Source organism: Streptomyces sp. NPDC094448, from assembly GCF_044763775.1.
Lineage (GTDB): Bacteria > Actinomycetota > Actinomycetes > Streptomycetales > Streptomycetaceae > Streptomyces.
This window is the reverse complement of sequence record NZ_JBIWGU010000017.1, coordinates 136,046-159,926: the sequence shown is the minus strand read 5'-3', so window position 1 is coordinate 159,926 and position 23,881 is coordinate 136,046. Positions and strand designations below refer to the sequence as shown.

Annotated in this window: 18 protein-coding genes; 9 read left to right on the top strand and 9 right to left on the bottom strand. The window is 72.6% G+C overall.

Going from position 1 to position 23,881, the window contains the following annotated elements; all coding sequences use genetic code 11:
* Positions 1 to 5: 5 nt before the first annotated feature.
* From ACIQ9E_RS28350 to eccB, 4 genes are all read right to left on the bottom strand, one after another.
* A complete protein-coding gene (locus tag ACIQ9E_RS28350; protein ID WP_403711795.1) occupies positions 6 to 1,718 on the bottom strand; it encodes a hypothetical protein in 1,713 nt (570 codons plus the stop codon).
* 3 nt (positions 1,719 to 1,721) lie between these two features.
* Positions 1,722 to 2,102 (bottom strand): hypothetical protein, encoded by a 381-nt coding sequence (locus ACIQ9E_RS28345; protein ID WP_403711793.1) that lies wholly within the window; start codon positions 2,100 to 2,102, stop codon positions 1,722 to 1,724.
* 407 nt (positions 2,103 to 2,509) lie between these two features.
* A complete protein-coding gene (mycP, locus tag ACIQ9E_RS28340) occupies positions 2,510 to 3,745 on the bottom strand; it encodes a type VII secretion-associated serine protease mycosin (protein ID WP_403711791.1) in 1,236 nt (411 codons plus the stop codon).
* 14 nt (positions 3,746 to 3,759) lie between these two features.
* Positions 3,760 to 5,280 (bottom strand): type VII secretion protein EccB, encoded by a 1,521-nt coding sequence (gene eccB, locus ACIQ9E_RS28335; RefSeq protein WP_403711789.1) that lies wholly within the window; start codon positions 5,278 to 5,280, stop codon positions 3,760 to 3,762.
* A 195-nt stretch (positions 5,281 to 5,475) separates the two neighbouring features.
* Here eccB and eccE point away from each other — a divergent pair, with 195 nt between their 5' ends.
* The 9 genes from eccE (at position 5,476) to ACIQ9E_RS28290 (ending at position 17,476) form a co-directional block, all read left to right on the top strand.
* Positions 5,476 to 6,837 carry a type VII secretion protein EccE gene (eccE, locus tag ACIQ9E_RS28330; RefSeq protein WP_403711787.1) on the top strand — a complete coding sequence of 454 codons (1,362 nt, stop codon included), beginning with the start codon at positions 5,476 to 5,478 and terminating at the stop codon, positions 6,835 to 6,837.
* Between the two features lie 56 nt (positions 6,838 to 6,893).
* The gene (locus tag ACIQ9E_RS28325) at positions 6,894 to 7,544 is read left to right on the top strand and encodes a hypothetical protein (RefSeq protein WP_403711829.1); all 651 of its coding nucleotides are present in this window, start codon (positions 6,894 to 6,896) and stop codon (positions 7,542 to 7,544) included.
* 303 nt (positions 7,545 to 7,847) lie between these two features.
* Positions 7,848 to 8,081 (top strand): DUF397 domain-containing protein, encoded by a 234-nt coding sequence (locus ACIQ9E_RS28320; protein WP_366259702.1) that lies wholly within the window; start codon positions 7,848 to 7,850, stop codon positions 8,079 to 8,081.
* A gap of 378 nt (positions 8,082 to 8,459) precedes the next feature.
* Entirely contained in the window at positions 8,460 to 11,441 is a 2,982-nt protein-coding gene (locus tag ACIQ9E_RS28315) for an SCO5717 family growth-regulating ATPase (protein ID WP_403711785.1), read from the top strand.
* A 204-nt stretch (positions 11,442 to 11,645) separates the two neighbouring features.
* Positions 11,646 to 13,502 (top strand): ABC transporter substrate-binding protein, encoded by a 1,857-nt coding sequence (locus tag ACIQ9E_RS28310; protein ID WP_403711783.1) that lies wholly within the window; start codon positions 11,646 to 11,648, stop codon positions 13,500 to 13,502.
* A 3-nt stretch (positions 13,503 to 13,505) separates the two neighbouring features.
* Complete coding sequence (locus ACIQ9E_RS28305) at positions 13,506 to 14,582, top strand: ABC transporter permease (RefSeq protein ID WP_403711781.1); 1,077 nt, start codon at positions 13,506 to 13,508, stop codon at positions 14,580 to 14,582.
* Positions 14,579 to 15,466 carry an ABC transporter permease gene (locus ACIQ9E_RS28300; RefSeq protein ID WP_403711779.1) on the top strand — a complete coding sequence of 296 codons (888 nt, stop codon included), beginning with the start codon at positions 14,579 to 14,581 and terminating at the stop codon, positions 15,464 to 15,466. Before ACIQ9E_RS28305 ends, ACIQ9E_RS28300 begins: the two co-directional genes overlap by 4 nt.
* A complete protein-coding gene (locus ACIQ9E_RS28295; RefSeq protein WP_403711777.1) occupies positions 15,463 to 16,461 on the top strand; it encodes an ABC transporter ATP-binding protein in 999 nt (332 codons plus the stop codon). Before ACIQ9E_RS28300 ends, ACIQ9E_RS28295 begins: the two co-directional genes overlap by 4 nt.
* Positions 16,462 to 16,519: 58 nt before the next feature.
* A complete protein-coding gene (locus tag ACIQ9E_RS28290) occupies positions 16,520 to 17,476 on the top strand; it encodes an ABC transporter ATP-binding protein (protein ID WP_403711775.1) in 957 nt (318 codons plus the stop codon).
* Between the two features lie 355 nt (positions 17,477 to 17,831).
* On the opposite strand, the gene ACIQ9E_RS28285 is transcribed toward ACIQ9E_RS28290, so the two are convergent.
* The 5 genes from ACIQ9E_RS28285 to infB all read right to left on the bottom strand — a co-directional run bounded on the left by ACIQ9E_RS28285 (position 17,832) and on the right by infB (position 23,878).
* Entirely contained in the window at positions 17,832 to 18,773 is a 942-nt protein-coding gene (locus ACIQ9E_RS28285) for a bifunctional riboflavin kinase/FAD synthetase (protein WP_403711773.1), read from the bottom strand.
* A gap of 106 nt (positions 18,774 to 18,879) precedes the next feature.
* Positions 18,880 to 19,779 carry a tRNA pseudouridine(55) synthase TruB gene (gene truB / locus ACIQ9E_RS28280; protein WP_403711771.1) on the bottom strand — a complete coding sequence of 300 codons (900 nt, stop codon included), beginning with the start codon at positions 19,777 to 19,779 and terminating at the stop codon, positions 18,880 to 18,882.
* Positions 19,776 to 20,261 carry a 30S ribosome-binding factor RbfA gene (gene rbfA / locus ACIQ9E_RS28275; protein ID WP_403711769.1) on the bottom strand — a complete coding sequence of 162 codons (486 nt, stop codon included), beginning with the start codon at positions 20,259 to 20,261 and terminating at the stop codon, positions 19,776 to 19,778. Before rbfA ends, truB begins: the two co-directional genes overlap by 4 nt.
* A 60-nt stretch (positions 20,262 to 20,321) precedes the next feature.
* Positions 20,322 to 20,615, bottom strand: coding sequence for a DUF503 domain-containing protein (locus ACIQ9E_RS28270; RefSeq protein ID WP_403711767.1), 294 nt, complete (start codon positions 20,613 to 20,615; stop codon positions 20,322 to 20,324).
* 140 nt (positions 20,616 to 20,755) lie between these two features.
* Positions 20,756 to 23,878 carry a translation initiation factor IF-2 gene (infB, locus tag ACIQ9E_RS28265; protein ID WP_403711765.1) on the bottom strand — a complete coding sequence of 1,041 codons (3,123 nt, stop codon included), beginning with the start codon at positions 23,876 to 23,878 and terminating at the stop codon, positions 20,756 to 20,758.
* Positions 23,879 to 23,881: the final 3 nt, after the last annotated feature.

Genomic DNA, 23,881 nt, shown 5'->3' with positions numbered 1-23,881 from the left:
TGTACTCAGTCGATCACAGATGGCCCAGCGTTGCGCCGCTGTGCCGTCCATGTCTCTTCGTCTTCCGTCAGGTAGTCCGGACGGGTCGACTCCGAATTCTCCCGTTCGGAGTCGGACGGAGTTCGTCCTGGGCGCCCACCGACGAGCCCCGTTCCTCCCGTGGTAAATCCTCCCTGCCCCGGCCGCGAGGTCGGACCAGTTCCCGCTCTGGGGGCACCTGAGATCGGCCCTGTGCCGACGACTCCGGCCTGGCCAGGCCGGGCCGTCACGGCCCGAGTGGCACTCGGGCCCACCGCCCCCACAACGGTGCCGTTGGGGATATGCCGCCCGTTCAAACCACCTGTGGCACGCTGGGGGGTCCCACCGACGATCCCGTCCCGGCCCATACGTGAACCACCCGTTGGTGAACCGCTGCGTCCCACCCCGGGCTGCCCCGCAGGTCCTCCGCGGCCGGCCATCGGTCCCTGCCCCCCCGCAGTCGGCCCCGGTCCCGTGGGGTTCGCCCGCCCCATCGGTGTTGATGTACCTCCGCTACTAGCAGGCCCTGCCGGCCGCCCGGCCGAACTCGAACCTCCCGATGCAGAGGATCCACCACCGATGATGCCGGGGCGTGCCTGAGCACTCGGATGACCGCTGCTACCACTCGCCGACGCCCTCCCACCTCCCTGCCCTGGGACTCCCGTGGCCTTGACGAGATTCGGTCCCGGCCCCGAGGGCCCTGGACCGAACTTGCCCGGCACTACACCGAGCACGGGTGGGTTCATGGGCGGAGTCTGCGTGGTCGGAGATGTGCCAACAGGCGGTGGAGATGCGGTGATGGGAGGAGCACCGTTGGGTGTCAAAGGGGTTGGCGGTACAACGCTGTCGATCTGCATCGACGGATCGCGGCCGGGAATCGTCGGCGGGAGCACGCCGATCTCGACCCCTGGCCCTTCGCCCTTCACTGTGGGCTGGCTGCTCCGCTTCCTTACCGGGCGGCTCCCCGGAGATCCTGAGATGGCAGTGTTGGTGCTCCGTTCGAGCGGCAGGAAGTCGTTGCCACGCGGACGTGGCACATCCGCCTTCAGCTCCTTGCTGAACTTCGGTGGTTCCTGGCCCGCCAGGGTCTGTTCCGAGACCGCGTAGAACGACGCCAGGCGGTTCATCTGGTTGATGGCCTCCTGCCGGTTCTTCTCCACCTTCTTGGCCGCGACGAAGTCCGGGTTGGTGTCGACCCGTTCCGGGACCGGCATCGTCTTCGCGTCGTGCTTGATGATCCGCATGTCGCGTTCCGGCATCGAGCTGCGGACCGAGGCGAGGCCCGTGCCCGCGACGCGGATCTGGGTGGCGGCGATGTCGGCGAAGGCGCCGAGCTGGTCGGCGTGGTCGGCGAGGGCGCTGCCGAAGTCGCGGAAGGCCTCTCCGGAGGCGCCCTCCCAGTGGACTTCCCTGATGTTGGCGCGCAGTTCTTCCGCGGCGTCGCGGAGTTCCTTGCGGGCGTTCCAGAGGTTGTCGCCGGCGCTTTCGAGATCGGCGGGGTTGGCGTTCAACACCATGTCGATCATGATGTTGAGCTCGTGACCCTCGAAATCGGTACGGGCGAAGAACCCGTTGCCGCCGAAGACCGAGGTGACCTTGCGGGCGACGTCGGTGACGCCGAGCTGCCGCTCGACCCGGGCGAGATCCTGCTGGTGCTGTTCCGCGGGGGTGAGTTCCGGCTGGTTGTCGTTGTCAGTCATGTGTCACCGCCACTCCGTTCCGGCGTTCTTCTCGTCGACGTTCTCGGGCTCGCCGGCCTTCGGGCGCTCGCGTTCGCGTTCGGCGGCGCGCGCCTCGTCCAGGCGGGCTTGGATCTGGGCGAAGCGGATACGGCGTTCCTCGTCGACGTTGTCGGTGCCGACGTCCGCCGCGTGGACGGCGATGCCGAAGGCGTCGATCTGGTCGGCCAGGCTCCGGGAGAGTGAAATCAGCGCCTGGTGAACACGGTTGTACTGCTGGAAGAGTCCGTCCGCTTCGGCGAAGGGTGCTCCGGTCCCGCTGAGGGACTGGCGCGAGATCGTCTGCTGGGCGATTTTGGACTTGCCTGCGGCACTTTCGTTGAATGCGGCGAGCAGGGTGTTCACTCGCTTCTGGAAGGTCGTGAGCGCCAGGTAACCCTTTTCGAAGTCACCTTTGCGCCTGCTCCCGCCTCCGCCCCCGCCATCGGCTGGATAGACCACTTGCCCTATTCCTCCCCGTTTGCTACTGCTGCACCGTATTGCCAGTACGATGGTGTGGTAATCATCAGAAATGAGACCGCTTACCACTGTAACGACTGGCTATGACAGCCCCAAGTGGCTTACTCGCCGGTCGGCTTCGCCGTGAAGGGAAGGCACGCGGGCGTTTCCGGGGCCGCTACGGTACGGCGACCATCTCATCATGCCGGTGGCATTCCGGGGCCGACGGACGCCTGGTCTCCCCCGGATCTCCCCGAACCCGGATCGGAATCAGGGCGGGGACCAGGACCGGGGCAAGGACAGAAACCCGGCCCTCAGCCTCGTGCGACCCTTTCCGACCTGCGGCGCGCGTCCCTGAGTGCGACCGCCGCACCCGCGATCGTCGCAACCAGGACGCCCCCGCCTATCACCACGTAAGTAGCGAGGCGCGAATCGCGTTCGTGCGCCGTCTCCCCGAGGTCGAACCGGGCGGGGCTCGGGGCCTCGCCCTTGGCCAGGCCTTCCTGTGGGACCGGCCGTTCGATGGGGCGTTCGTCCTCCGTCAGGGCCCGCACCGGATCGACGACTCCCCAGCCCACCAGACGGTCGTGTCCCGGCGTGGAACGCTCCGCCGTCTGCTGGATCTGGGCGACGATCTGACGGGGCGTCCAGTCCGGGTGCTTCGCCTTGACGAGAGCGGCGACCGCGGCGACGTAGGGGGCCGAGAAGCTGGTGCCGTTGTCGGCGCAGTGGCCGCCGAGCGGGACCGTGGTGACCATATCGACGCCGGGGGCCGCGACCCCGACGAAGTCACCGGACTGGGAGAACGCCGCCCGTTCGTTGTTCCGGTCCGACGAGGCGACGGCGAGTACGCCTTCGTACGAGGCGGGGTAGGTCTTCTTGACGTTGCCGCCCAGGCCGTCGTTGCCCGCGGAGGCGACGACCACGACCCCTCCGTCCAGGGCCCTGCGGACCGCACGCTCCAGCGCCTTGGCGGGCGCGACGGCGTTGGCCGTGTCCTGGGAGATGTTGATGACCCCGGCGCCCCGGTCGACCGCCTCGTCGATGGCCTCGGTCAGGCTCGCCGCGTCGCCGTTGCCCTCGGCGTCGTTCTGTTTGATCGGGATGATCGTGGCGCCGGGCGCCAGTCCGACGAAGCCGGTCCCGGGCACGGGCCGGGCGGCGATGATCCCGGCGACCTTGGTGCCGTGGCCGACCTCGTCCGTGGTGCCGTTGGCCGCGCCCCGTTCGATCTTCTCGCCCTTCTTGTTCTTCGCGGGGAGGAGGTTGAGGCCGTTCTTCGCGTCCACGGCCGTCCTGAGCTGGGGGTGCCGGGTGTCGACGCCGGTGTCGATGACGGCGACCTTCACGCCCTTGCCGGTGGACTGCTTCCACAGTTCGTCGAGGAGTACCCGCTGGAGCGCCCAGGGGCGTCCCTGGTACGGCTTGCCGGGGTACTCGCACCGGGTGTTCTCGGCGGCCGCCGTTCCCGCTCCGACGGGTACCGCGACGGCGGCCAGCGCCGTCGCCGCGCAGAGCGTCAGGGCCCGGCCGCGGACCGTCCGTGCCATCTCCGCACCCGCCCTCATGAGCCCTGCGGCTCGTTGGCCGCGCCCGTCGACAGCCGGGGGCCGGTGGGCAGGAGGGCCGACCATGCCGCCGGTACGGGGACCGGGGTCACGTCCTTGTAGCCGAGCTGCCGCTGCGCCAGCCGGGTCTGGGTCTCCTGATCCTTCTCCTCCTTCTCGGTCGTCCCGATCCCGGAGTCGTCGGTGGCGCTGTCGCTGTTGGACTGCATGGCGTACCGCAGTCCGGTGTCGGTGACCAGGAACAGGGCCCCGGCCTCGGTCGCCGACCCCTGGAACTGGCGGAACAGCAGACCTGATCCGGGGGTGACGTACGCACTGGCCGAACCGGTCGGCAGTTCGGCCGGGAAGTCGGTCCCGGCCCAGGTGCTGAGGGTGGTCCGGCCGTCCTCGGCCACCTCCCGCAGCACCGAGCAGACCGTGTTGCGGCTGCCTTCGCCGAGCGCCGGGCTGTTGACGGCAACGGGGGCCTCGGCGGGCCATTTCCGGTCGTCGCCGAAGGCCCTGCCCGGCTGGAACGCGCCGGCGCTGACCCGGGTGGCGCGGCCGTTCTGGCCGAGGCCGATGAGCTTGCGGTCGCTGCTGTTGAGGAGCAGTTTGGCCATGAAGTCGGTGATGGGCGCGATCCGGTCGTCGAGCACCACGTAATGCTGCTCCTCGGTGCCGTCCGTGGCCTTGAGGATCATGCCGATCCGGTTGGCCCCGGGCTCCAGGCTGCCGGGCACTCCGGCATCGTCGCCGACGGTGCCGGGGACCTCGGGGAAGGTGATCCGGTCGCCCTTGTGGAGGGTCGCCAGCCACTGCGGGGAGACCCGCTGGGGCTGCCGGTTCTGCCCGGCCAGCTGACGGAGCAGCCCCTCGTCGTCGTCGACGGGGTACGCCGTACCGGCCGCGTCGACGATGTAGCGGTCCTTCCCCGACTCCACGTACAGCAGTTGACCGCCCTTCAGCCGCCGTTCGCCGTCGACCCTGCCCTTCTCCCGGTCGGCGAGAACGAACGCCGCCTTCTGGATGGCCAGGCCGCCCTGCCCGGGGCGTTCGCAGACCGCCCAGCGCTTCGCGGAACCGGCGTCCTTCGCCTTCGGCAGCCGGTCGGGCGCATAGGGAATTCCGAGGGTGGCGCCGTGCGGGATCTTTCCGCTGTCGAGAACGGACTCGTCGACCTTGATGACCTTCCCTCTGTCGAGATTCAGCAGAAGTTTTGCGGAGGCCATGTTGAGAACGGGATGAAGCTGCTTCTTTCCGCCGGTCTCGACCACCACATAGCGCGTGGTCGATTTACTTGCGATGATGACGTTCTCGCGGGGCTTGTCCCAGCCTTTGGGCGCCACCGGTTTGAACATTCCCCAGGCACCGAATCCGGCGAGAATCACCACACCGATGATGGCCCCGGGGACGACCGCACGCAGGGGTTTCGGCGCGCCTTCCTCCGAGCCCGTCGTATTGGGCTGGAGGAACTGCGCGATCAACCGTCGTTTCGCGAAGGTATAGGCGTTGAGTTCGTCCCGACGTGATGCCATCTGTCCGCTTGTCCCTCTCCCCACGTGGCGGCCGGGCCGCTGCGCCGTCGTTCTCCGAATCGGCCCGCCGTCGTACGGCCCCTACTATGCCTGCTGGGGCTCGTGACTTACCGCTCAGGTAGGGTGATCGCCCTGTCAACGTCCACCGGAAATACCGGAAATTGGTAATTACGGACACGAGGGGGCATCGCGGCGATGGCTACGGCGACGCGCGCGCGAAATGGGCGGACGCCCGGACGACGTGCGGGGGGCGCGCGCACCGACCGGGGGCGGACCGGATCCGGTTCCCGCCCCGGGGGCGTACCGGGGCGCGGCGGCCCGCCGGTTCCGCCCGCGACGACGACCCTGCGTCCGCTGTCCCGGACCCGGCGGCTCGGTCCGCTGCAGCTGCGTCAGCTCGTGCTGGTGGAAATCGCGCTGGTGATTGCCGCGCTCGGCGCGGTCGCCGGGGGCCTCTGGATGGTTCCGGCCGTGGCGGTCGCCGCGGTCCTGGTCGTCCTCGCCTTTCTGCGCCGCCGCGGCCAGGCCGTCCAGGACTGGATCACCACGGCGCTGGCGCTGCGCTCGCGCCGCCGGGCGGCCGGTCCCGCCGGATCGGACACCGATCCCTCGCTGGCCCCGGTCGTCGAGGGCGTCCCGGGTCTGCGCCCGTATCCCTATGTCGACAAGAGCCGCCGGACGGTCGGCATGCTGGGCGACGGGGGCTTTCTGACCGCGGTGGTACGGGTGGAGGCGAGCGGTGCCGCGCTGCGGCCCGCCTTCGGCGCCAGGGCCCTGCCGCTCGCCCTGCTGGGCGGTGCGCTGGAGGTCGACGACATCGTGGTCGAGTCGGTGCAGCTCGTACAGCAGGTGCGGTCCGCTCCGGCGCCGCATCTGCCGCAGCAGTCGGTGGCCAGGCTGTCGTACGCCCCGCTCCAGGAGAAGACCGGTGCCCCGGCGCTGCGGATGACCTGGGTGGCGGTGAAGCTGGACCCGGAGCGCTGCCGGGAGGCGGTCGAAGCGCGCGGCGGCGGTGTCGAGGGGGCCCAGCGCTGTCTGGTCCGGGTCGCGGACCATGTGGCGAGCCGGGTGACGGGCGCCGGTTTCTCGGCGGTCGTCCTCGACCAGCAGGAGCTGAACTCCACCCTCGCCACGGCCGCCTGCGCGAGTCCGCGGCTGGCGGCCCGGGCCGGCCGGCCCGACGCGGTGCCGCAGCAGCGGACGGCCGAGACCGCCCGGGTATGGCGCTGCGACGACCGCTGGCACACGACGTACGCGGTGGGCCGCTGGCCCGAACTGGGCCGTGGTGCGGCGCCGCTGCCCAAGCTGGTGGCGCTGCTGACGGCCGCGCCCGCGTACGCCACGACGTTCAGCCTGACCCTGCGGCGGGGCGGGCACCGGGGGGCGCTGTCGATGGCCGGTCATGTCCGGGTGACGGGTGGTTCGGACACCGAGCTGGTCGGGGTACGGCGGACGCTGGAGCAGCACGCCCGCACGGGCCGGGTCTCCCTGGTCCGGCTGGACCGCGAGCAGTTGCCCGGTGCGCTGGCGACGCTGCCGCTCGGAGGTGCGCAGTGAGGGCCCCGGCGCGGTCCCTGCGGCGGCTGACCGGGCCCCGCCACCCGGGCCACACGATGGCGGCGGTGGATCTGGGCGCGCTGTCGCTGCCGGTCGGCGACGACGGCGTGGTCATCGGCGACGACGCCGAGGGCCGTCCGCTGATGGTGGGCTTCCACCGGTCGACCCCGTACGACGTCCTGCTGATCGGTGGTCTGTGGACGGCCCAGGTGCTGGCGCTCCGGGCGGCGGGCACGGGGGCCCGGGTCGCCGTGGAGACCGGCCGCCCGCAGGCGTGGACGACGCTCGCCCGGGCCGCGGGCGCGGGCCTCGACTGCATCACGCTGCACGAGGTGGGCCGGGTGCCGCCGATGGGTGCCACGGTCGGCAGCCCGGTCGTGGTGATCCGGGACTGCGGGATGCGGCCGCCGCGCGGGCGCGTGGTGTCGGCGCCCTGGCAGTCGGTGCTGACCCTGCTGCCGTATCTGAGCCCGGTGGCACCGCGGTTGCTGCGGTCGGCGACGCTGGTCGGTGTGCAGCGGGTGTCACCGCAGGAGGCCGGGCAGATCGGCCGCATCCTGGGCCTCGCGGAGGCGGAGAGCGGTGCGCTGCCGACCCTTGCGGACGGTGTCACGCTCTGGTGTGCGGGCGCCGAGCGGAACTGGGTGATGACGAGCGGTACGGACGCCGAGACCGGTCTGCTGGGCGTCGCCCGGCGCATGGACTGACGGACCGGGCGACGGCGCCGTCCCCTGCCGCGGTGGTACGGAGCCGGGCGGGGCGGTCGTCGCCGCACCGGCACCGGGGCGCGGTGCACCGGCCCGGCGTTCGTACGGTCTCGTACGGCTCCGCACGGGCGTTCGGCCGGATGCGGCGCGGCACGGAGTCCGCCCGGAGGCGGTGGGGATCTTCCGTGGAACCGGCCCCGGAACCGGGTGCCGTTGAGCCTAAAATCCCTTCAGCGACGCGGACCCGCGGACCTCGCGCGGTCCCGCCCGGCCCGGCCGGGAATGACGAAGGGGAGCGTGACCATGGGCAGCGCACAGGAGAAGGACGAGCTGTACGCACTCGATATCTCGGGCGTCGAGTGGCAGAGCGCGCCCGGTACGAGTGAGGACGAGGAGCGGGTGGAGATCGCCCATCTCCCGGGCGGCGGGGTGGCGATGCGTTCGTCGCTGGACCCGGACACCGTGCTGCGGTACACGGCGGCCGAGTGGGAGGCGTTCGTTCTGGGCGCCAGGGACGGCGAGTTCGACATCCGCTGACGGGGCGACGGCGGCGCGGCGGGCCGGGCCGGGTGTGTTCACCGGGTGTTCGCCCGCTGTTCGCCCGGGGCGTGCCGGGGCCTCCTCGCACCGGCCGCCGTGGGCGCGTTGCACCGTTTCGCCCGGTCCGCGTCCGCGCCGGCCGGGGACACGGGGGCACCGGGGAACCCTTGCGGCGTACGGGACGGCGGGCGGCGGCCCCGCCGCGGCGCCGGGGCTGCCGGGGTGTCGCCGCGGGCGTTTAGGGTGGTGACCGTGGCGGACCGAACTCACGAGCACCACGCCATGTCGTCACCGGTACCGGCCGGGCCGACCGGGAGGCACAGGTCGCCCATCCGCACCGGGACTTGACGGTGCTCGACCACACCAGGAGGCAGAGTGAACAGCGATCGGGACGGGATCCGCGGGGGCTGGGACCTTCCCGCCGACGAGTCCGACGCGGATCCCGCCGAGATGACGGGTGAGTTCACCATCGACTACACCCCGCCCGCCTGGTACACGCAGAACGCGCCGGGTGAGGTGCCGGGCGGTACGCCGCCCCCGCCCCCGCCGCCGGGCAGCCCGCCGGTGGCGGTGCCGGGGCTGCCCGCCGGGAGCGGATTCGCGCCGCAGGCCGAGCCGGGGCCGGGATGGCCGCAGGGCGCCGGGCCCGGTGCGGCCGCACCCACGGCTGGTCTGCCGCCCGCCGCTCCGCACGGCCATGTCCCCGCTCCCGGTCCCGGTCCCGAAGTGCCCGGCCCGCAGGGTGTCTTCCCACCGCCCGCGCCTGCCGCGCCCGTGACCCCGGCCGCTCCGGCTGTTCCCGCGCCGGAGCCGTTCGGCGGCGGTGATGTGGAGAGCGGGGCCACGATGCGCTTCTCCCCCGGTGCGCTCCAGCGGGAGATCGCCGAGCGGGACGCGGCCAGGCGCGCGGCCGAGGAGCCCGCCGAGGGCGGGGAGCCCGGTGCCGGGCCGGTCCCGGAGGCCGACGGCGCTCCTGCCGGATCCGGCGGCGGTACGGAGGAGAGCGCGGGCGGCTCCGCGGACGCGACGGCCGACGGGCCGGCCGCTCCGGAGGCCGACGCCGGTGCGCCGGAGTCGGCCGGGGAGTCCGCCGAGGGCGGGGAGCCTTGGGACGCGGCGCCCGCCGAGGAGTCCGCCGCCGAACCCGCCCCGGCCGGTGAGGCCGTACAGGACGTCGTACCGGTACCCGTTTCCGTACCCCTGCCGCAGGACGCCCCGCCGCCCGCTCCCTGGGCGGCCGGACCCGCGCAGGGTGGTGGGCTGCCGCCGCTGCCGCCCGCCTTCCAGCCCGCGGCCGCCCCGGCCTCCGCGCCGCAGTGGCCGGTGTCCCCGCAGACGGCCGACCAGTCGGCACCGCCTCCGGCCGCGGCGCCGGGCCACACCGGCCCGCAGCCCGTTCCCCCGGCCCTGTCACAGCCGCAGCCGCAGCCGCAGCCGGGGTACGCGTACCCCCATCCGGCGCCGCCGGTTCCGCAGCCGGGTACGGGTTACGGCTTCCCGCCGCCGCCTCCCGCCGCGCACGCGGCCGTACCCCCCGTACCGCCCGGTCCCGAGCAGCAGCCCGGCTACGGCTTCCCGCCTCCGGCTCCGGCTCCGGCCCCCGGTCCGGAGCAGCAGGCACAGCCCCTGCCGCTGCCCCAGCAGCCGGGTCCGCAGCCCCCGGCCGCACCGCTGCCGCCCGCCGCACCTCCCGCGCAACCGCAGCCGCAGCCGGGGTACGCGTACCCCCACCAGGCCCCGGCCGCCCCGCAGGATCCGGGCCTGCCGCCCGCCGATCCGCGGGCGGGCGGCGGCTGGCCCACGCCCGTCGCCCACGACCAGCGCGAGCGTTCCGTCCCCGGCGCGCCCCTCGGCTACACCGCCGCCGTGGAACTCTCCTCCGACCGGCTGCTGCGCAGCAGCAAGCAGAAGGCCAGGTCCAGCCGGAACCCCTCCGCGTCGTCCCGTTTCAAACTGGGCGGCCGCAAGGAGGAGGCCGAGCGGCAGCGGAAGCTGGACCTGATCCGTACGCCGGTCCTGTCCTGCTACCGGATCGCGGTCATCAGCCTCAAGGGCGGCGTCGGCAAGACGACCACCACGACCGCGCTGGGGTCCACCCTGGCGACCGAACGCCAGGACAAGATCCTGGCCATCGACGCCAACCCGGACGCCGGGACACTGGGGCGCCGGGTGCGGCGCGAGACCGGGGCGACCATCCGGGACCTGGTGCAGGCGATCCCGTATCTCCACTCGTACATGGACATCCGCCGTTTCACCTCGCAGGCGCCGTCCGGTCTGGAGATCATCGCCAACGATGTGGACCCGGCGGTCTCGACGACGTTCAACGACGAGGACTACCGGCGGGCCATCGAGGTGCTGGGCCGTCAGTACCCGATCATCCTCACCGACTCCGGCACCGGGCTGCTGTACAGCGCCATGCGCGGCGTACTCGACCTGGCCGACCAGCTCATCATCATCTCCACCCCGTCCGTGGACGGGGCGAGCAGCGCCAGCACCACGCTCGACTGGCTCTCCGCGCACGGCTACGCGGAGCTGGTGCAGCGGTCGGTCACGGTCATCTCCGGCGTCCGCGAGACCGGCAAGATGATCAAGGTGGAGGATATCGTCGCGCATTTCCAGACGCGCTGCCGCGGGGTGGTCGTGGTGCCCTTCGACGAGCATCTGGCGGCGGGCGCCGAGGTCGATCTGGACATGATGCGGCCCAAGACCCGCGAGGCCTACTTCCATCTGTCGGCGCTGATCGCCGAGGACTTCTCGCGGGCCCAGCAGCAGCAGGGGCTGTGGACGGCGAACGGCAATCCGCCGCCGACGATGGCACCGCCGATGCCGGGACACCCGCAGCCGGGGGCGCCGGGGCAGCCGTATCCGGAGCAGTCGTATCCGGGACCGCCCCAGCCGGGCGGGTCCTACCCCGGACAGCCCTACCCCGGACAGCCGCAGCCCGGACAGGCCTATCCCGGTGGGCCTCAGCCCGGCGGTCCCCGGCCGGGGCAGGCGTATCCGGGCGGGCAGACGCCGGGACCGCCCGCCGCACCGCCGCTCCCCGGGCAGCCGTACCCGCAGGCACCGGGCAGCTCGCCGTACCCGCAGGCACCGGGCGGACAGTTCCCTCCGTACGGAGGACAGCAGCCGGCCCCGGGGCCCTATCCGCCCCCGCCTCAGCCCACCGCTCCCCCGGCCCAGCACGGCTGGCCCCAGCAGCCCCCCGGGCAGCAGGCGCCCCTGCCGCCGCAGGTTCCGCTGCCCCCGCAGCAGCCGGCGGGCGATCCGTCGGAGCAGTCCGAGCCCGGCGGTGCCGTACCGCCCGCCGGATGGCCGGCCCAGCCCCCGCAGTCACCGCCGCCCCCTCAGCGGTAGGACGGCACAGACGTGGACCACTGAGGGCCCGCGGCGCTTCGGCGCCGCGGGTCCTCGGCGCGTCACCGCAGCCCAGCGGGGGTACAGGGGGGTACGACAGCAGCGTTACGGGGTATGAACCAGCGCCGGGTTTCATCCGCCCGTCCACCGGCGCCCCCTGAACACCCATCCGCTCCCCGCGAGCGCCGACGCGAGGTCACCGCCATGGTCACCACGGTCCCGTCGCACTCCCCGGCCCCACCGCCCCGGTGCCGTCTCCGCTTACGCCTCTGCGCACTCGGCGCCGCGGCCGGTCTCCTCGCCGTACCCCCGCTGCCCGCCGCGGCCGCCCACCAGGACGGCGACGGCGGGACGAAGAAGGTTCTGACGATCGCCGTATCGCAGAGCGTGGACTCCCTCAACCCCTTCCTTGCCCAGCGGCTCGTCTCGACCAGCGTCCACCGGCTGGCCTACGAGTACCTGACCAACTACGACGTGAAGGACGGGCGGCCGATCCCCGGTCTGGCCACCTCCTGGACCACGTCGCCGTCCGAACTGACCTGGACCTACACCATCCGCCAAGGGACCCGCTGGTCCGACGGCCGGCCGGTGACCGCCGACGACGCGGCCTGGACCTTCAACAAGATCATGGCGGACGAGGATGCGGCGACGGCGAGCGGCAGCTTCACCGCCGGGTTCCGCCGGGTGACCGCTCCCGACCCGGGGACCCTGGTCGTCGAGCTGGAGAAGCCGCAGGCCACGATGCTCGCCCTCGATATCCCGATCGTCCCCCGGCATATCTGGGAGAAGGTCGGCTCGGTCAAGGACTTCACCAACGACCGGCGGTTCCCCGTCGTCGGCAGCGGCCCGTTCGTCATCACCGGCTTCAAAGTCGACCGCTATCTCCGGCTGCGGGCCAACCGGGACTTCTGGCGGGGCGCACCCCACTTCGACGAGTTGCTGCTGAAGTACTACAAGGACGGCGACGCGGCCGTCGCCGCGCTCCGCAAGGGCGAGGTCTCCTTCGTCCAGGGCCTGACCCCCGCCCAGGCCGCCGCCCTGAAGAACCAGGGGGACATCCGGGTCAACGACGCCCCCGGCCGCCGCTTCCTCGCCCTGGCCACCAACCCCGGCGCCCGCTCCCGCGACGGAAAGACCTTCGGCAACGGCCATCCGGCGCTGCTGGACCCGGCCGTGCGCCGGGCCCTCTTCCACGCCGTCGACCGCGGCACGCTGGTGGCGAAGGTGTTCCGCGGCCACGCCGTGGAGGGCGAGGGCTACATCCCGCCCCGCTACGCCTCGTACCACTGGAAACCGGCCGCCGGACAGCACATCGGCTACCACCCCGGCCGGGCCGCCGCCCTCCTCGACCGGGCCGGATACCGCAGGAAGACCGGCGGCAAACGGCTCGGCAAGGACGGCCGGCCGCTCTCCTTCCGCATTCTGTGCCATGCCACCGACCCCAACGACCGGGCGATCGGCAAATACCTCCAGGAATGGTGGGGCGCACTGGGCATCGGGCTGCGGGTGGACTGCCTCGACAATGTCTCCGACCCCTGGCTCAAGGGCGACTACGATCTCGCCTTCGACGGCTGGTCGGTCGGCCCCGATCCCGATTTCGCGCTCGCCATCCACACCTGCGCCGCCCTGCCCGCCACCCCCTCGGCGACCGGTTCGACGGACAACTTCATCTGCGACCGGCGCTACGACGAGCTGTACCGCGCCCAGTCGGCCGAGTACCGGCCCGCGGTCCGGGCCGGCCTGGTGAAACAGCTCCAGTCCCGGCTGTACGACACGGGCTGGATGAATGTCGTCGCCTATCCGAACGCGGTCGAGGCATACCGTACCGATCACATCGCGTCGATCACGACGATGCCCGAGGCCGGAGGCAATATCTGGGGCCAGGACGGCTACTGGAGCTGGTGGTCGGCGCGGCCGGCCGCCGGGGCCGGTGACGGCGGCCCGGACGACGGTGCCGTCCGGGGGCTGCTGCTCGGCCTCGGCGCGGCCCTGGTGCCCGCGGTGGTCCTGGGTGTGCTGGTCGTGATGCGGCGCCGCGCGACCGTGGAAGACCGTGAGTAGCCGATGACCTCGCCTTCGACCTCCCCCTCGGCGACGCCCGCGGCCGCCCTGGAGACCGGCGCCCGGACCGACGGGGTGCCCGGCGAACGGCTGCGGATCCGGGCCCGGGCGTATCTGCCCTATCTGGCGGGGAAACTGGGCGCCGCGGCCGTCTCCCTGCTCGCCGTGCTGGTGACCGGCTTCTTCCTGTTCCGGATCGTGCCCGGCGACCCGGTGAAGGCCATGACGCACGGCGCACCGACCTCGGCGGAACAGCTGGCGGCCCTGCGGCGGCAGTTCGGGCTCGACGAACCGCTGTGGCAGCAGTTCACGGAGTACTGTACGGGCGCGCTGTCCGGTGATCTGGGGACCTCGTACCAGTTCCGGGCGCCCGTCGGGGAGCTGATCGCGGCGAAGCTGCCCGCGACGCTGCTGCTCACCGGGGTCGCTGTGGTGCTGTACTCCGCTCTCGGGCTCTGGCTGGGCACCCGTTCCGCCTGGCGGCACGGCGGGCTCGGGGACCGGATCACCACGGGGGTGGCGCTGACGCTGTGGTCGGTGCCGTCGTTCTGGCTGGGACTGCTGTTGATCACCGTGTTCTCGGTGGGCGCGGGTCCGGTCCCCGGGCTCTTCCCGACCGGTGGCATGGAGTCCGGCGGGACGAGTGGTTTCGCGTACGTCCTCGACGTCGCCCACCATATGGTGCTGCCGGTGCTGACCCTCGTCGCCGTCGGATACGCCCAGACCCTGCTGGTCATGCGGTCGTCGCTGCTGGACGAGATGGGCGGGGACTATCTGACGACGGCCCGGGCGAAGGGGCTGCGGGACGCGGCCGTCCGGCGGCGGCACGCCGTACCGAACGCGCTGCTGCCGACGGTGACCATGGTGTTCATCAATCTGGGCCATGTGGCGGCCGGGTCGATCCTGGTCGAGACGGTGTTCTCGTGGCCGGGGCTCGGCGGGCTGTTCTACCAGGCCCTGAGCGTGCCGGACCTGCCGCTCGTGCAGGGCCTGTTCGTGGTGTTCGCGGGGGCGATGATCCTGATGAACCTGCTGGCCGATCTGCTCTATCCGTTCCTGGACCCCCGGGTGGCCCGATGAGCCCCTCTCTGGCCCGGGCCCGCCGCCGGGCGTCCGCCGCCCGCTTCCGGCAGGCGTACCGCGCCCGCCGGGCCGGTCTCGCCGGTCTCGCCGCGCTGGCCCTCATCGCACTGGCGGCGCTGGCCGCGCCGCTGCTCACGGGCGAGGACGTGCAGAGCGTCACCCGGGCGCCGGGCGGCCCGCTGGAACCGCCGAGCGCCGAGTTCCCCCTCGGTACGGACCAGTTCGGGCGGCCCCTGCTGGGGCTGCTGGTGTGGGGGGCGCGGATCTCGCTGACCGTCGGTCTGCTGGCGGCGGTCCTCTCGGTGGCGATCGGCACCCTCGTCGGGGTCGTCGCCGGGCATTACGGCGGCCGCCTCTCGGGCGTTCTGATGCGGATCACCGACTGGTTCCTCGTGATGCCGACACTGGTGCTGGCGATCGTGCTGGCGACGGTGATGTCGCGCAGTGCGTGGACGGTCGTGGTGGCGATCGGGGTGACGAGCTGGCCGACGACGGCCCGGCTGGTACGGGCGCAGACCATCGCGGTCGAGTCCCGGCCGTACATCGAACGGGCGCGGGCGCTCGGCGGCGGCCACCGCCATGTGATGGGCCGCCATGTGCTGCCCAATGTGATGCCGCTGGTCCTGGCGCAGACCACACTCGGCATCTCCACGGCCATCCTCACCGAAGCCACGCTCGCCTTCCTCGGCCTCGGGGATCCGACCGTGGTGTCCTGGGGCGGCATGCTCCAGGACGCCCGGGAGGCGGGGGCCGTCTCCGCCGGGCACTGGTGGTATCTGACCCCGCCCGGACTGGCGATCGCGGCCGTCGCGCTCGCGTTCACCCTCTGCGGCCGGGCCGTCGAATCCGTACTCAACCCTAAGCTGGGGGCGGGCTCATGACGGACGGTCCCCTGCTCCGGGTGCGGGATCTGCGGGTGACGTACGGCTCCGGGGAGGCGGCCGTGCCCGCCGTCCGGGGTGTCGACCTCGACCTGGCGGCGGGCGAGAAGCTCGGTATCGCCGGGGAGTCCGGCTGCGGGAAGTCGACGCTGGCCCTGGCGCTGCTGAGGCTGCTGCCCCCGGCGGCGACGGTCGAGGGACAGGTCCTCTTCGACGGGGAGGACGTCCTCACGATGCGCTGGGGACGGCTCCGGGCCGTCCGCTGGGCCGGGGCGTCCCTGGTCTTCCAGGGCGCGATGCACTCCCTGAACGCGGTCCACCGCATCGGCGACCAGATCGCCGAACCCCTGCTGCTGCACCAGCGGGTGACACAGGCCGGGACCCGGGAGCGGGTCGCGACCCTGCTGCGGCAGGTGGGGCTGCCCGCCGACCGGGCCCGGTCCTATCCGCACGAACTCTCCGGCGGACAGCGGCAGCGCGTGATGATCGCCATGGCGCTGGCCTGCGATCCACGGCTGATCATCGCCGACGAACCGACAACCGCGCTGGACGTCATGATCCAGGCGCAGATCCTGCGGCTGATCGGGCAACTCGTCGCCGAACAGCGCATCGGGCTGATGATGATCAGTCACGATCTCGCGGTGCTGGGCGATATCTGCGACCGGCTGGCGGTGATGTACGCGGGCCGGGTCGTCGAGGACGGCCCGGCGCGGGCGGTCCACACCGCGGCCCGCCACCCCTACGGGCGGGCGCTGGCCGCGGCGTTCCCCCGGGTCGGGGATCCCGCGTCCCGGCTGGCGCCGCGCGGACTGCCCGGGGACCCGCCGGATCCGGCGGCGCTGCCCGGCGGCTGTACGTTCCGGCCGCGCTGCCCGGCGGCGGTGGCGGCGTGCGCCGACGGGGAGCCCGCGCTCGCCGGTTCGGGCGGACACCGGGTGGCGTGTGTGGTCACGGTTCCCGGGGAGCCGGCCCCGGAGAAAGAAGGCTCCCTGTGACCGGACCGTTCCTGAGCGCGGTACGCATCCGCCCGGCCTTCCGGAAAGGCCGCCTCCGGTGACCCGCGCCCTCCTGAGCGCCGAGGACCTGTACATCGCCTTTCCCGGGCGGCGCGGTGGGCCCGTCGCGCGCGCCGTCGACGGGGTCGATCTGACGATCGGCGCGGGCGAGATCGTCGCCCTCGTCGGTGAGTCCGGCTGCGGTAAGACGACGCTGGCGCGGGCGCTGCTCGGGCTCGTACGGCCGACATCGGGCACGGTCTCCTTCGACGGCCGGCCGCTCGACTACACGCCGCGGGCCCTCAAGGCCTACCGGCGCCGCGCCCAGCTGGTCCTCCAGGACCCGACGGGCTCCCTGAACCCCCGGCACACGGTGTACGACGCGGTCGCGGAGGGGCTGCGGGTGCACCGGGCGCCCGGGGACGAGCAGGCGGCCGTGGCCCGGGCCCTCTCCCTGGCCGGACTCCGCCCGCCGGAGCGCTTCTTCCTGCGCTATCCGCACGAACTGTCCGGCGGACAGCGGCAGCGGGTCGTCATCGCGGGCGCGCTCGTCCTCGAACCTGCGCTGATCGTCGCAGACGAGCCGGTGGCCTCCCTCGACGCCTCGGTACGCGGCGAGATCCTCGCGCTGCTCCTGAGGCTCCGCGCCGAACTGGGGCTCTCCGCGCTGATCGTCACGCACGATCTGGGGCTGGCGTGGAACATCGCGGACCGGGTGGCCGTGATGTATCTGGGGCGGGTGGTGGAGTCGGGCCCGGTGGAGACGGTCCTCACCGCACCGCGCCACCCCTATACCCGGGCCCTGCTCTCGGTCCTCCCGGAGTCGCCGCTGCCACCGGCGGTCCTCACGGGGGAGCCCCCGGACCCGGCACGTATCCCGCCGGGCTGCCGCTTCCACGCCCGCTGCCCTGCGCTGGCCGCCGGGGCGGCGGAGGAGGCGGGGGTGGCGGCCCGCTGCGTGGCGGAGCAGCCGGGTCCCGTACGGGGCGACGGGGTGGCGTGCCACCTTGTGTGAAGGGTGGGCCCTCCGGGCCGGAGTTGCCCGCGGGGTGCGGGCTGCTCCTGCGCCTCGAACTCCCCCGAAGCCACCTTTGGGGGCCAGGCTGCGACAAGAAGGGACGCGTTTCGGGGCGGTGCATCGCAGTCTGCGAGGAGGTGAGCCCGGAGGCCACCGACCGACCCGCACCCGACAAGACCCCGCGCCTACCCCGCGGAGCAACGCGACCCGACCACCGTGGGGCCCGCACACCACAGGGGCAGCAAGCACAGGTACCCAGGGGCGCTGGGGGTCCCCCCACCGCCGAAGGCGTAGGGGCGGAACTGCGCGACCAGCCCCCACCGGCCCGCAGCCGGAAAACGCACCCCACGCCTTACATGCCCAGCAGCTCCCGGCACTGCTGGACGTCGCGGCCCATCGCCACCAGCAGGTCGTCCACCGACGCGAACTTCTCCTGGCCGCGTACGTACGCGAAGAAGTCGATCGCGACGTGCAGCCCGTACAGGTCCAGGTCGACGCGGTCGATCGCGTACCCCTCGACCGTCCGCTCGACGCCGTCGAACTGCGGGTTCGTGCCGACGGAGATCGCCGCCGGCATCCGTTCGCCGTTCGCCGTGAGCCAGCCCGCGTACACGCCGTCCGCGGGGATCGCGGTATGCGGCAGGGTCTCCAGGTTGGCCGTGGGGAAGCCCAGTTCGCGACCGCGCTGTGCGCCGCGGACGACGATGCCCTCCACGCGGTGCGGGCGGCCGAGGATTTCGCGGGCGCCTTCGACGTCGCCCGCGGCCACGAGCCGGCGGGTGAGGGTGGAGGAGAAGGGTTCGCCGCCGCCCGCCTCGCCGCTGACGTAGAGGTCGACGACCTCGACGTCGTAGTCGTAGGTGGCGCCCAGTTCGGCGAGGTAGTCCACGGTGCCCGCGGCCCGGTGGCCGAAGCGGAAGTTGGGGCCTTCCACGACGGTCCTGGCGTGCAGCTTGTCGACGAGGACCTTGACGATGAAGTCGGCGGGCGAGAGTTTCGAGAACTCGGCGGTGAAGGGGAGGATGAGGACCGCGTCGACCCCCAGTTCGGCCATCAGTTCGGCCCGCCGGTGGTGGGGCGCGAGGAGCGGCGGGTGGCTGCCGGGGCGGACGACCTCGCTGGGGTGCGGGTCGAAGGTGACCACGACCGAGGGAACGGACAGCTCACGGGCCCGCTCCACCGCCCGCCCGATGATCAACTGGTGGCCGCGGTGGACACCGTCGTAGGAACCGATGGTGACGACGCTGCGCCCCCAGTCCTGGGGGATGTCCTCCAAGCCACGCCAGCGCTGCACTGTGACCGCTCCTCGCCGAACCATCAGTTACTCAAGACCAGTATTCGCAGGTCTAAGACTGCCATGCCCACGCCCCCCGGCCGCCACCGGCCGCCCCCTCGGCGCCTCAGACGAAGACCGCGAGGCTCTTGGCCTTGCCCTTCTGCTCCTCGACGAGCGCCACGAACCGTTCGTCGGGGCCGAAGGCGGCCACGGGTGAGCGGTCGTAGGCGGGCATGTCGAGCCGTACCCCGTTGGCGAGCAGTCCGGCCCGCCGGGCGTCGAGATCCCAGCGGGGGAAGGCCGCGGCGGCGGCTTCGGCGACGGGCATCACGGTCAGCTCCTCCTGGAGCTGGTCGAGGGTTTTCGCCGCGTCCAGTCCATAGGGTCCGACGCGGGTGCGCCGCAGGGCGGTCAGATGGCCGCCGACGCCGAGACCGGCGCCCAGATCGCGGGCGAGGGCCCGGATATAGGTGCCGGAGGAGCAGACGACGGAGACCACGAGGTCGAGGACGGGGGTGCCGTCCTCGGCGGTTTCCGGCCGGACGTCGTAGACCCGGAAGGAGGAGACGGTGACCGGGCGGGCGGGGATCTCGAAGTCCTCGCCGCCGCGGACGCGGGCGTACGACCGCTTGCCGTCGATCTTGATGGCGCTGACCTTCGACGGCACCTGCATGATCGCGCCGCTGAGGGCGGCGACTCCGGCACCGATCGCCTCTCGGCTGATCCCCGAGGCGTCGGCGGACGCGGTGATCTCGCCTTCGGCGTCGTCCGTGACGGTGCTCTGGCCGAGCCGGATCGTGCCCAGATACTCCTTCTCGGTGAGCGCGAGATGGCCGAGGAGCTTGGTGGCCCGCTCGATGCCGAGGACGAGGACGCCGGTCGCCATGGGGTCGAGGGTGCCTGCGTGGCCCACCCGGCGGGTGCGGGCGATACCGCGCATTTTCGCTACGACGTCATGGGAGGTGAAGCCCGACGGCTTGTCGACGATGACCAGGCCGTCGGGCGCGGGGGTGCGCTGGGTCATGCGGACGCGGAGCCCCCGCTGCGGTCACCGTCGGTGGCGCCGCCGTCGCCTTCGGTGTCCTCTTCGGGCTTGCGGTACGGATCGGCGTCACCGGCGTAGGCGGCTCCCGAGGAGACCTCGCGGACCCGGGCGTCCGAGGCACGGGCCTGGTCCAGGAGGTCCTCGATGGTCTTGGCGTTCTCCGGGAGGGCGTCCGCGACGAACGTCAGCGTCGGGGTGAACTTGGTGCCCGCCGCGGCGCCGACCGCGCTGCGCAGGACGCCCTTGGCGCTCTGGAGCCCGGCGGCGGCGCTGGCCCGGTCCTCGTCGTCGCCGTAGACCGTGTAGAAGACCGTGGCCTCCCGCAGATCGCCGGTGACCCGGGTGTCGGTGATGGTCACATGCGAGCCGAGCCGCGGGTCCTTGATACCGCGCTGTAGCTTCTCGGCGACGACTTCCCTGATCAGGTCCGCCAGTTTCTTCGCCCGCGCGTTGTCGGCCACTGGTCCTTCTCCTTCTTACCTGCTGTGCCCCGCCACGATGGCCGTGGTGGGCGTTCCACTTCAGTCTTCGTCGCTGTGGAGCCTGCGTCGAACCGAGAGCAGTTCGACTTCCGGCCGGGCGGCGACGAAGCGTTCGCACCGGTCGAGTACGTCGGTGAGATGTGCGGTGTCTCCGGAGACCACCGCCAAGCCGATCGCGGCCCTTCGGTAGAGGTCCTGGTCGCCGGTCTCCGCCACGCTGACCGCGAATTTGCGGTGCAGCTCGGCGACGATCGGACGGACCACGGAGCGCTTCTCCTTCAGCGACCGTACGTCGCCGAGGAGCAGATCGAAGGACAGCGTTCCCACATACATGGAGTTATCCGGATATCCCGCCGGTTCGGGTTCAAGGGCTCCTGCCGGTGTTCGACAGGGACACCGGAACCGTACACGCAGCGGCCGGGGCCGATCGACGGAAATAATCCCGTCGACCGGCCCCGGCCGACCGCAGCGCATCAGCCGCGCGGCTTCTCGCGCATCTCGTACGTCGCGATGACGTCGTCGATCTTGATGTCGTTGAAGTTTCCGAGGTTGATACCGCCCTCGAAGCCTTCGCGGATCTCGGTGACGTCGTCCTTGAAGCGGCGCAGACCCTCGATGTTGAGGTTCTCGGCGACCACCTTGCCGTCGCGGATGAGACGGGCCTTGGTGTTCCGCTTGACCTCGCCGGAGCGGATGAGGACACCCGCGATGTTGCCCAGCTTGGACGAGCGGAAGACCTCGCGGATCTCCGCCGTACCCAGCTCGACCTCTTCGAACTCCGGCTTGAGCATGCCCTTGAGGGCCGCCTCGATCTCCTCGATGGCCTGGTAGATCACCGAGTAGTACCGGACGTCGACGCCCTCGCGCTCCGCCATCTGCGAGGCACGGCCGGCCGCGCGGACGTTGAAGCCGATGACGATGGCGTCGGAGCCCATGGCCAGGTCGATGTCCGACTCGGTGACCGCACCGACACCGCGGTGCAGCACCCGGATGTCGACCTCTTCGCCGACGTCGAGCTGGAGCAGGGAGGATTCGAGGGCCTCCACCGATCCGGACGCGTCGCCCTTGATGATGAGGTTGAGCTGCTGGATCTCGCCCGCCTTGAGAACCTTGTCGAGGTCCTCCAGGGAGACCCGGCGCACCCGCTTGGCGAAGGCGGCGTTGCGCTCGCGAGCGGCGCGCTTCTCCGCGATCTGACGGGCGGTGCGGTCCTCGTCGACGACGAGGAAGTTGTCGCCGGCGCCCGGGACGTTGGTGAGGCCGAGGACGAGGACCGGGGTCGAAGGACCGGCCTCCTCCACGTTCTCGCCCTTGTCGTCGAGCATGGCCCGCACCCGGCCGTAGGCGTCGCCCACGACCATGGTGTCGCCGATGCGGAGCGTTCCGCGCTGGACCAGGACCGTCGAGACGGCGCCGCGGCCGCGGTCGAGGTGGGACTCGATCGCGATGCCCTGGGCGTCCTGGTTCGGGTTGGCGCGCAGGTCGAGAGAGGCGTCGGCGGTGAGGACGACGGCCTCCAGCAGCTCCTCGATGTGCAGGCCCTGCTTGGCGGAGATGTCGACGAACATGGTGTCGCCGCCGTACTCCTCGGCCACCAGACCGAACTCGGTGAGCTGGCCGCGCACCTTCGTCGGGTCGGCGCCCTCGACGTCGATCTTGTTCACTGCGACCACGATCGGCACATCGGCCGCCTTGGCGTGGTTGAGCGCCTCGATCGTCTGGGGCATCACACCGTCGTTGGCCGCCACCACGAGGATCGCGATGTCGGTCGACTTGGCACCACGGGCACGCATGGCGGTGAACGCCTCGTGACCGGGGGTGTCGATGAAGGTGATCCGGCGGTCCTCGCCGTTGACCTCGGTCGCGACCTGGTAGGCACCGATGTGCTGGGTGATGCCGCCGGCCTCGCCCGCGACCACGTTGGTCTTGCGGATCGCGTCGAGCAGTCGGGTCTTTCCGTGGTCGACGTGGCCCATGACCGTGACGACCGGCGGACGGGAGACCAGTTCCTCTTCGGTGCCCTCGTCCTCGCCGAACTCGATGTCGAAGGACTCCAGCAGCTCGCGGTCCTCCTCCTCCGGGCTGACGATCTGAACCGTGTAGTTCATCTCGCCGCCGAGGAGCTGGAGCGTCTCGTCGGAGACGGACTGCGTGGCCGTGACCATCTCGCCGAGGTTCATCATGACCGCGACGAGGGACGCCGGGTTGGCGTTGATCTTCTCCGCGAAGTCGGTGAGGGACGCACCGCGCGACAGGCGAATGGTCTCGCCGCTGCCGCGGGGCAGCATCACGCCGCCGACCGACGGGGCCTGCATGGCCTCGTACTCCTGGCGCCGCTGCCGCTTCGACTTGCGGCCACGACGGGCCGGGCCGCCGGGACGGCCGAAGGCGCCCTGTGTGCCACCACGGCCACCGGGGCCGCCGGGACGGCCACCGAAACCGGGACGGCCGCCGAAGCCACCGCCGCCGCCACCGGGGCCACCGCCGCCGGGACGGCCGGCGAAGCCGCCGCCGCCACCGGGACGACCGCCGCCGCCACCGCCGCCGCCGGGACGGCCGGCGAAGCCGCCGCCACCGCCGCCGCCGGGACGGGCACCGGGACCGCCGGGACGACCGCCGCCGCCGCCGGGACGGGCACCGGGGCCGCCGCCGGGACGGGGGCCCGCGGCCGGACGCTGGGGCATCATGCCCGGGTTCGGGCGGTTGCCCGCGGGGCCGCCGCCGGGGCGGGGGGCCTGCGGACGCGGCATCGCGCCGGGCGTGGGACGGGGAGCACCCTGGCCCTGCGGGCGCGGGGCGCCGCCGGGGCCGCCCTGCGGACGCGGGGCACCGGAGCCCGGGGCACCACCGGGACGGCCGCCGCCGGGACGGGGCGTCTGGGGACGCGCCATTCCGGTGGAACCGCCGGAGGTGAAGGGGTTGTTGCCCGGACGGGGACCGGCCGGACGGTTACCGCCGGGACGCGGTCCACCCTGGCCGGGCGCCGGGCGCGAGGGACGCTCGCCACCGGGGCGCGGGGCACCCTGGCCGCCGCCGGTCTGGCCGGGGCGGGCACCGGGACGCGGGCCGGGGGCACCGGGCCGGGGACCGGAGTTCCCGGCAGGCGCGGACGGCGCGGCGGGAGCCGACGGGGCAGCAGGCTGCGCGGGCGCCGGGGCGGAGAACTCCGCCGCGGGCACGGGCGTGACCGGACCGGGCCGGGACGCGGGCTTCGGGCCCGGACGCGGACCGGCAGGCGCGGCCGGAGAAGGCGTGCTGCCGGGGGCCTCGGCGGCGGTCGGCCGGGGGGCCGGGGCGCCGGGCTTGGGGGCAGCGGGACGGGGCGCGGCCGAACCGGGCGCGCCGGGGGTGGGGCCGCCCGGTCGGGGGGCGGCGGGGGTGGGTGCGGCCTTACGGGGCGCACCCGGCTTGGCAGCGGTCTTGCCGGCACCGGAGCCGGACCCCTGCAACGCGTCAGTCAACTTGCGCACAACCGGCGCCTCGATCGTCGAGGACGCCGAACGGACGAATTCACCGAGTTCCTGGAGCTTGGCCATGACGACCTTGCTCTCCACACCGAACTCCTTGGCGAGCTCGTATACCCGGACCTTAGCCACTTC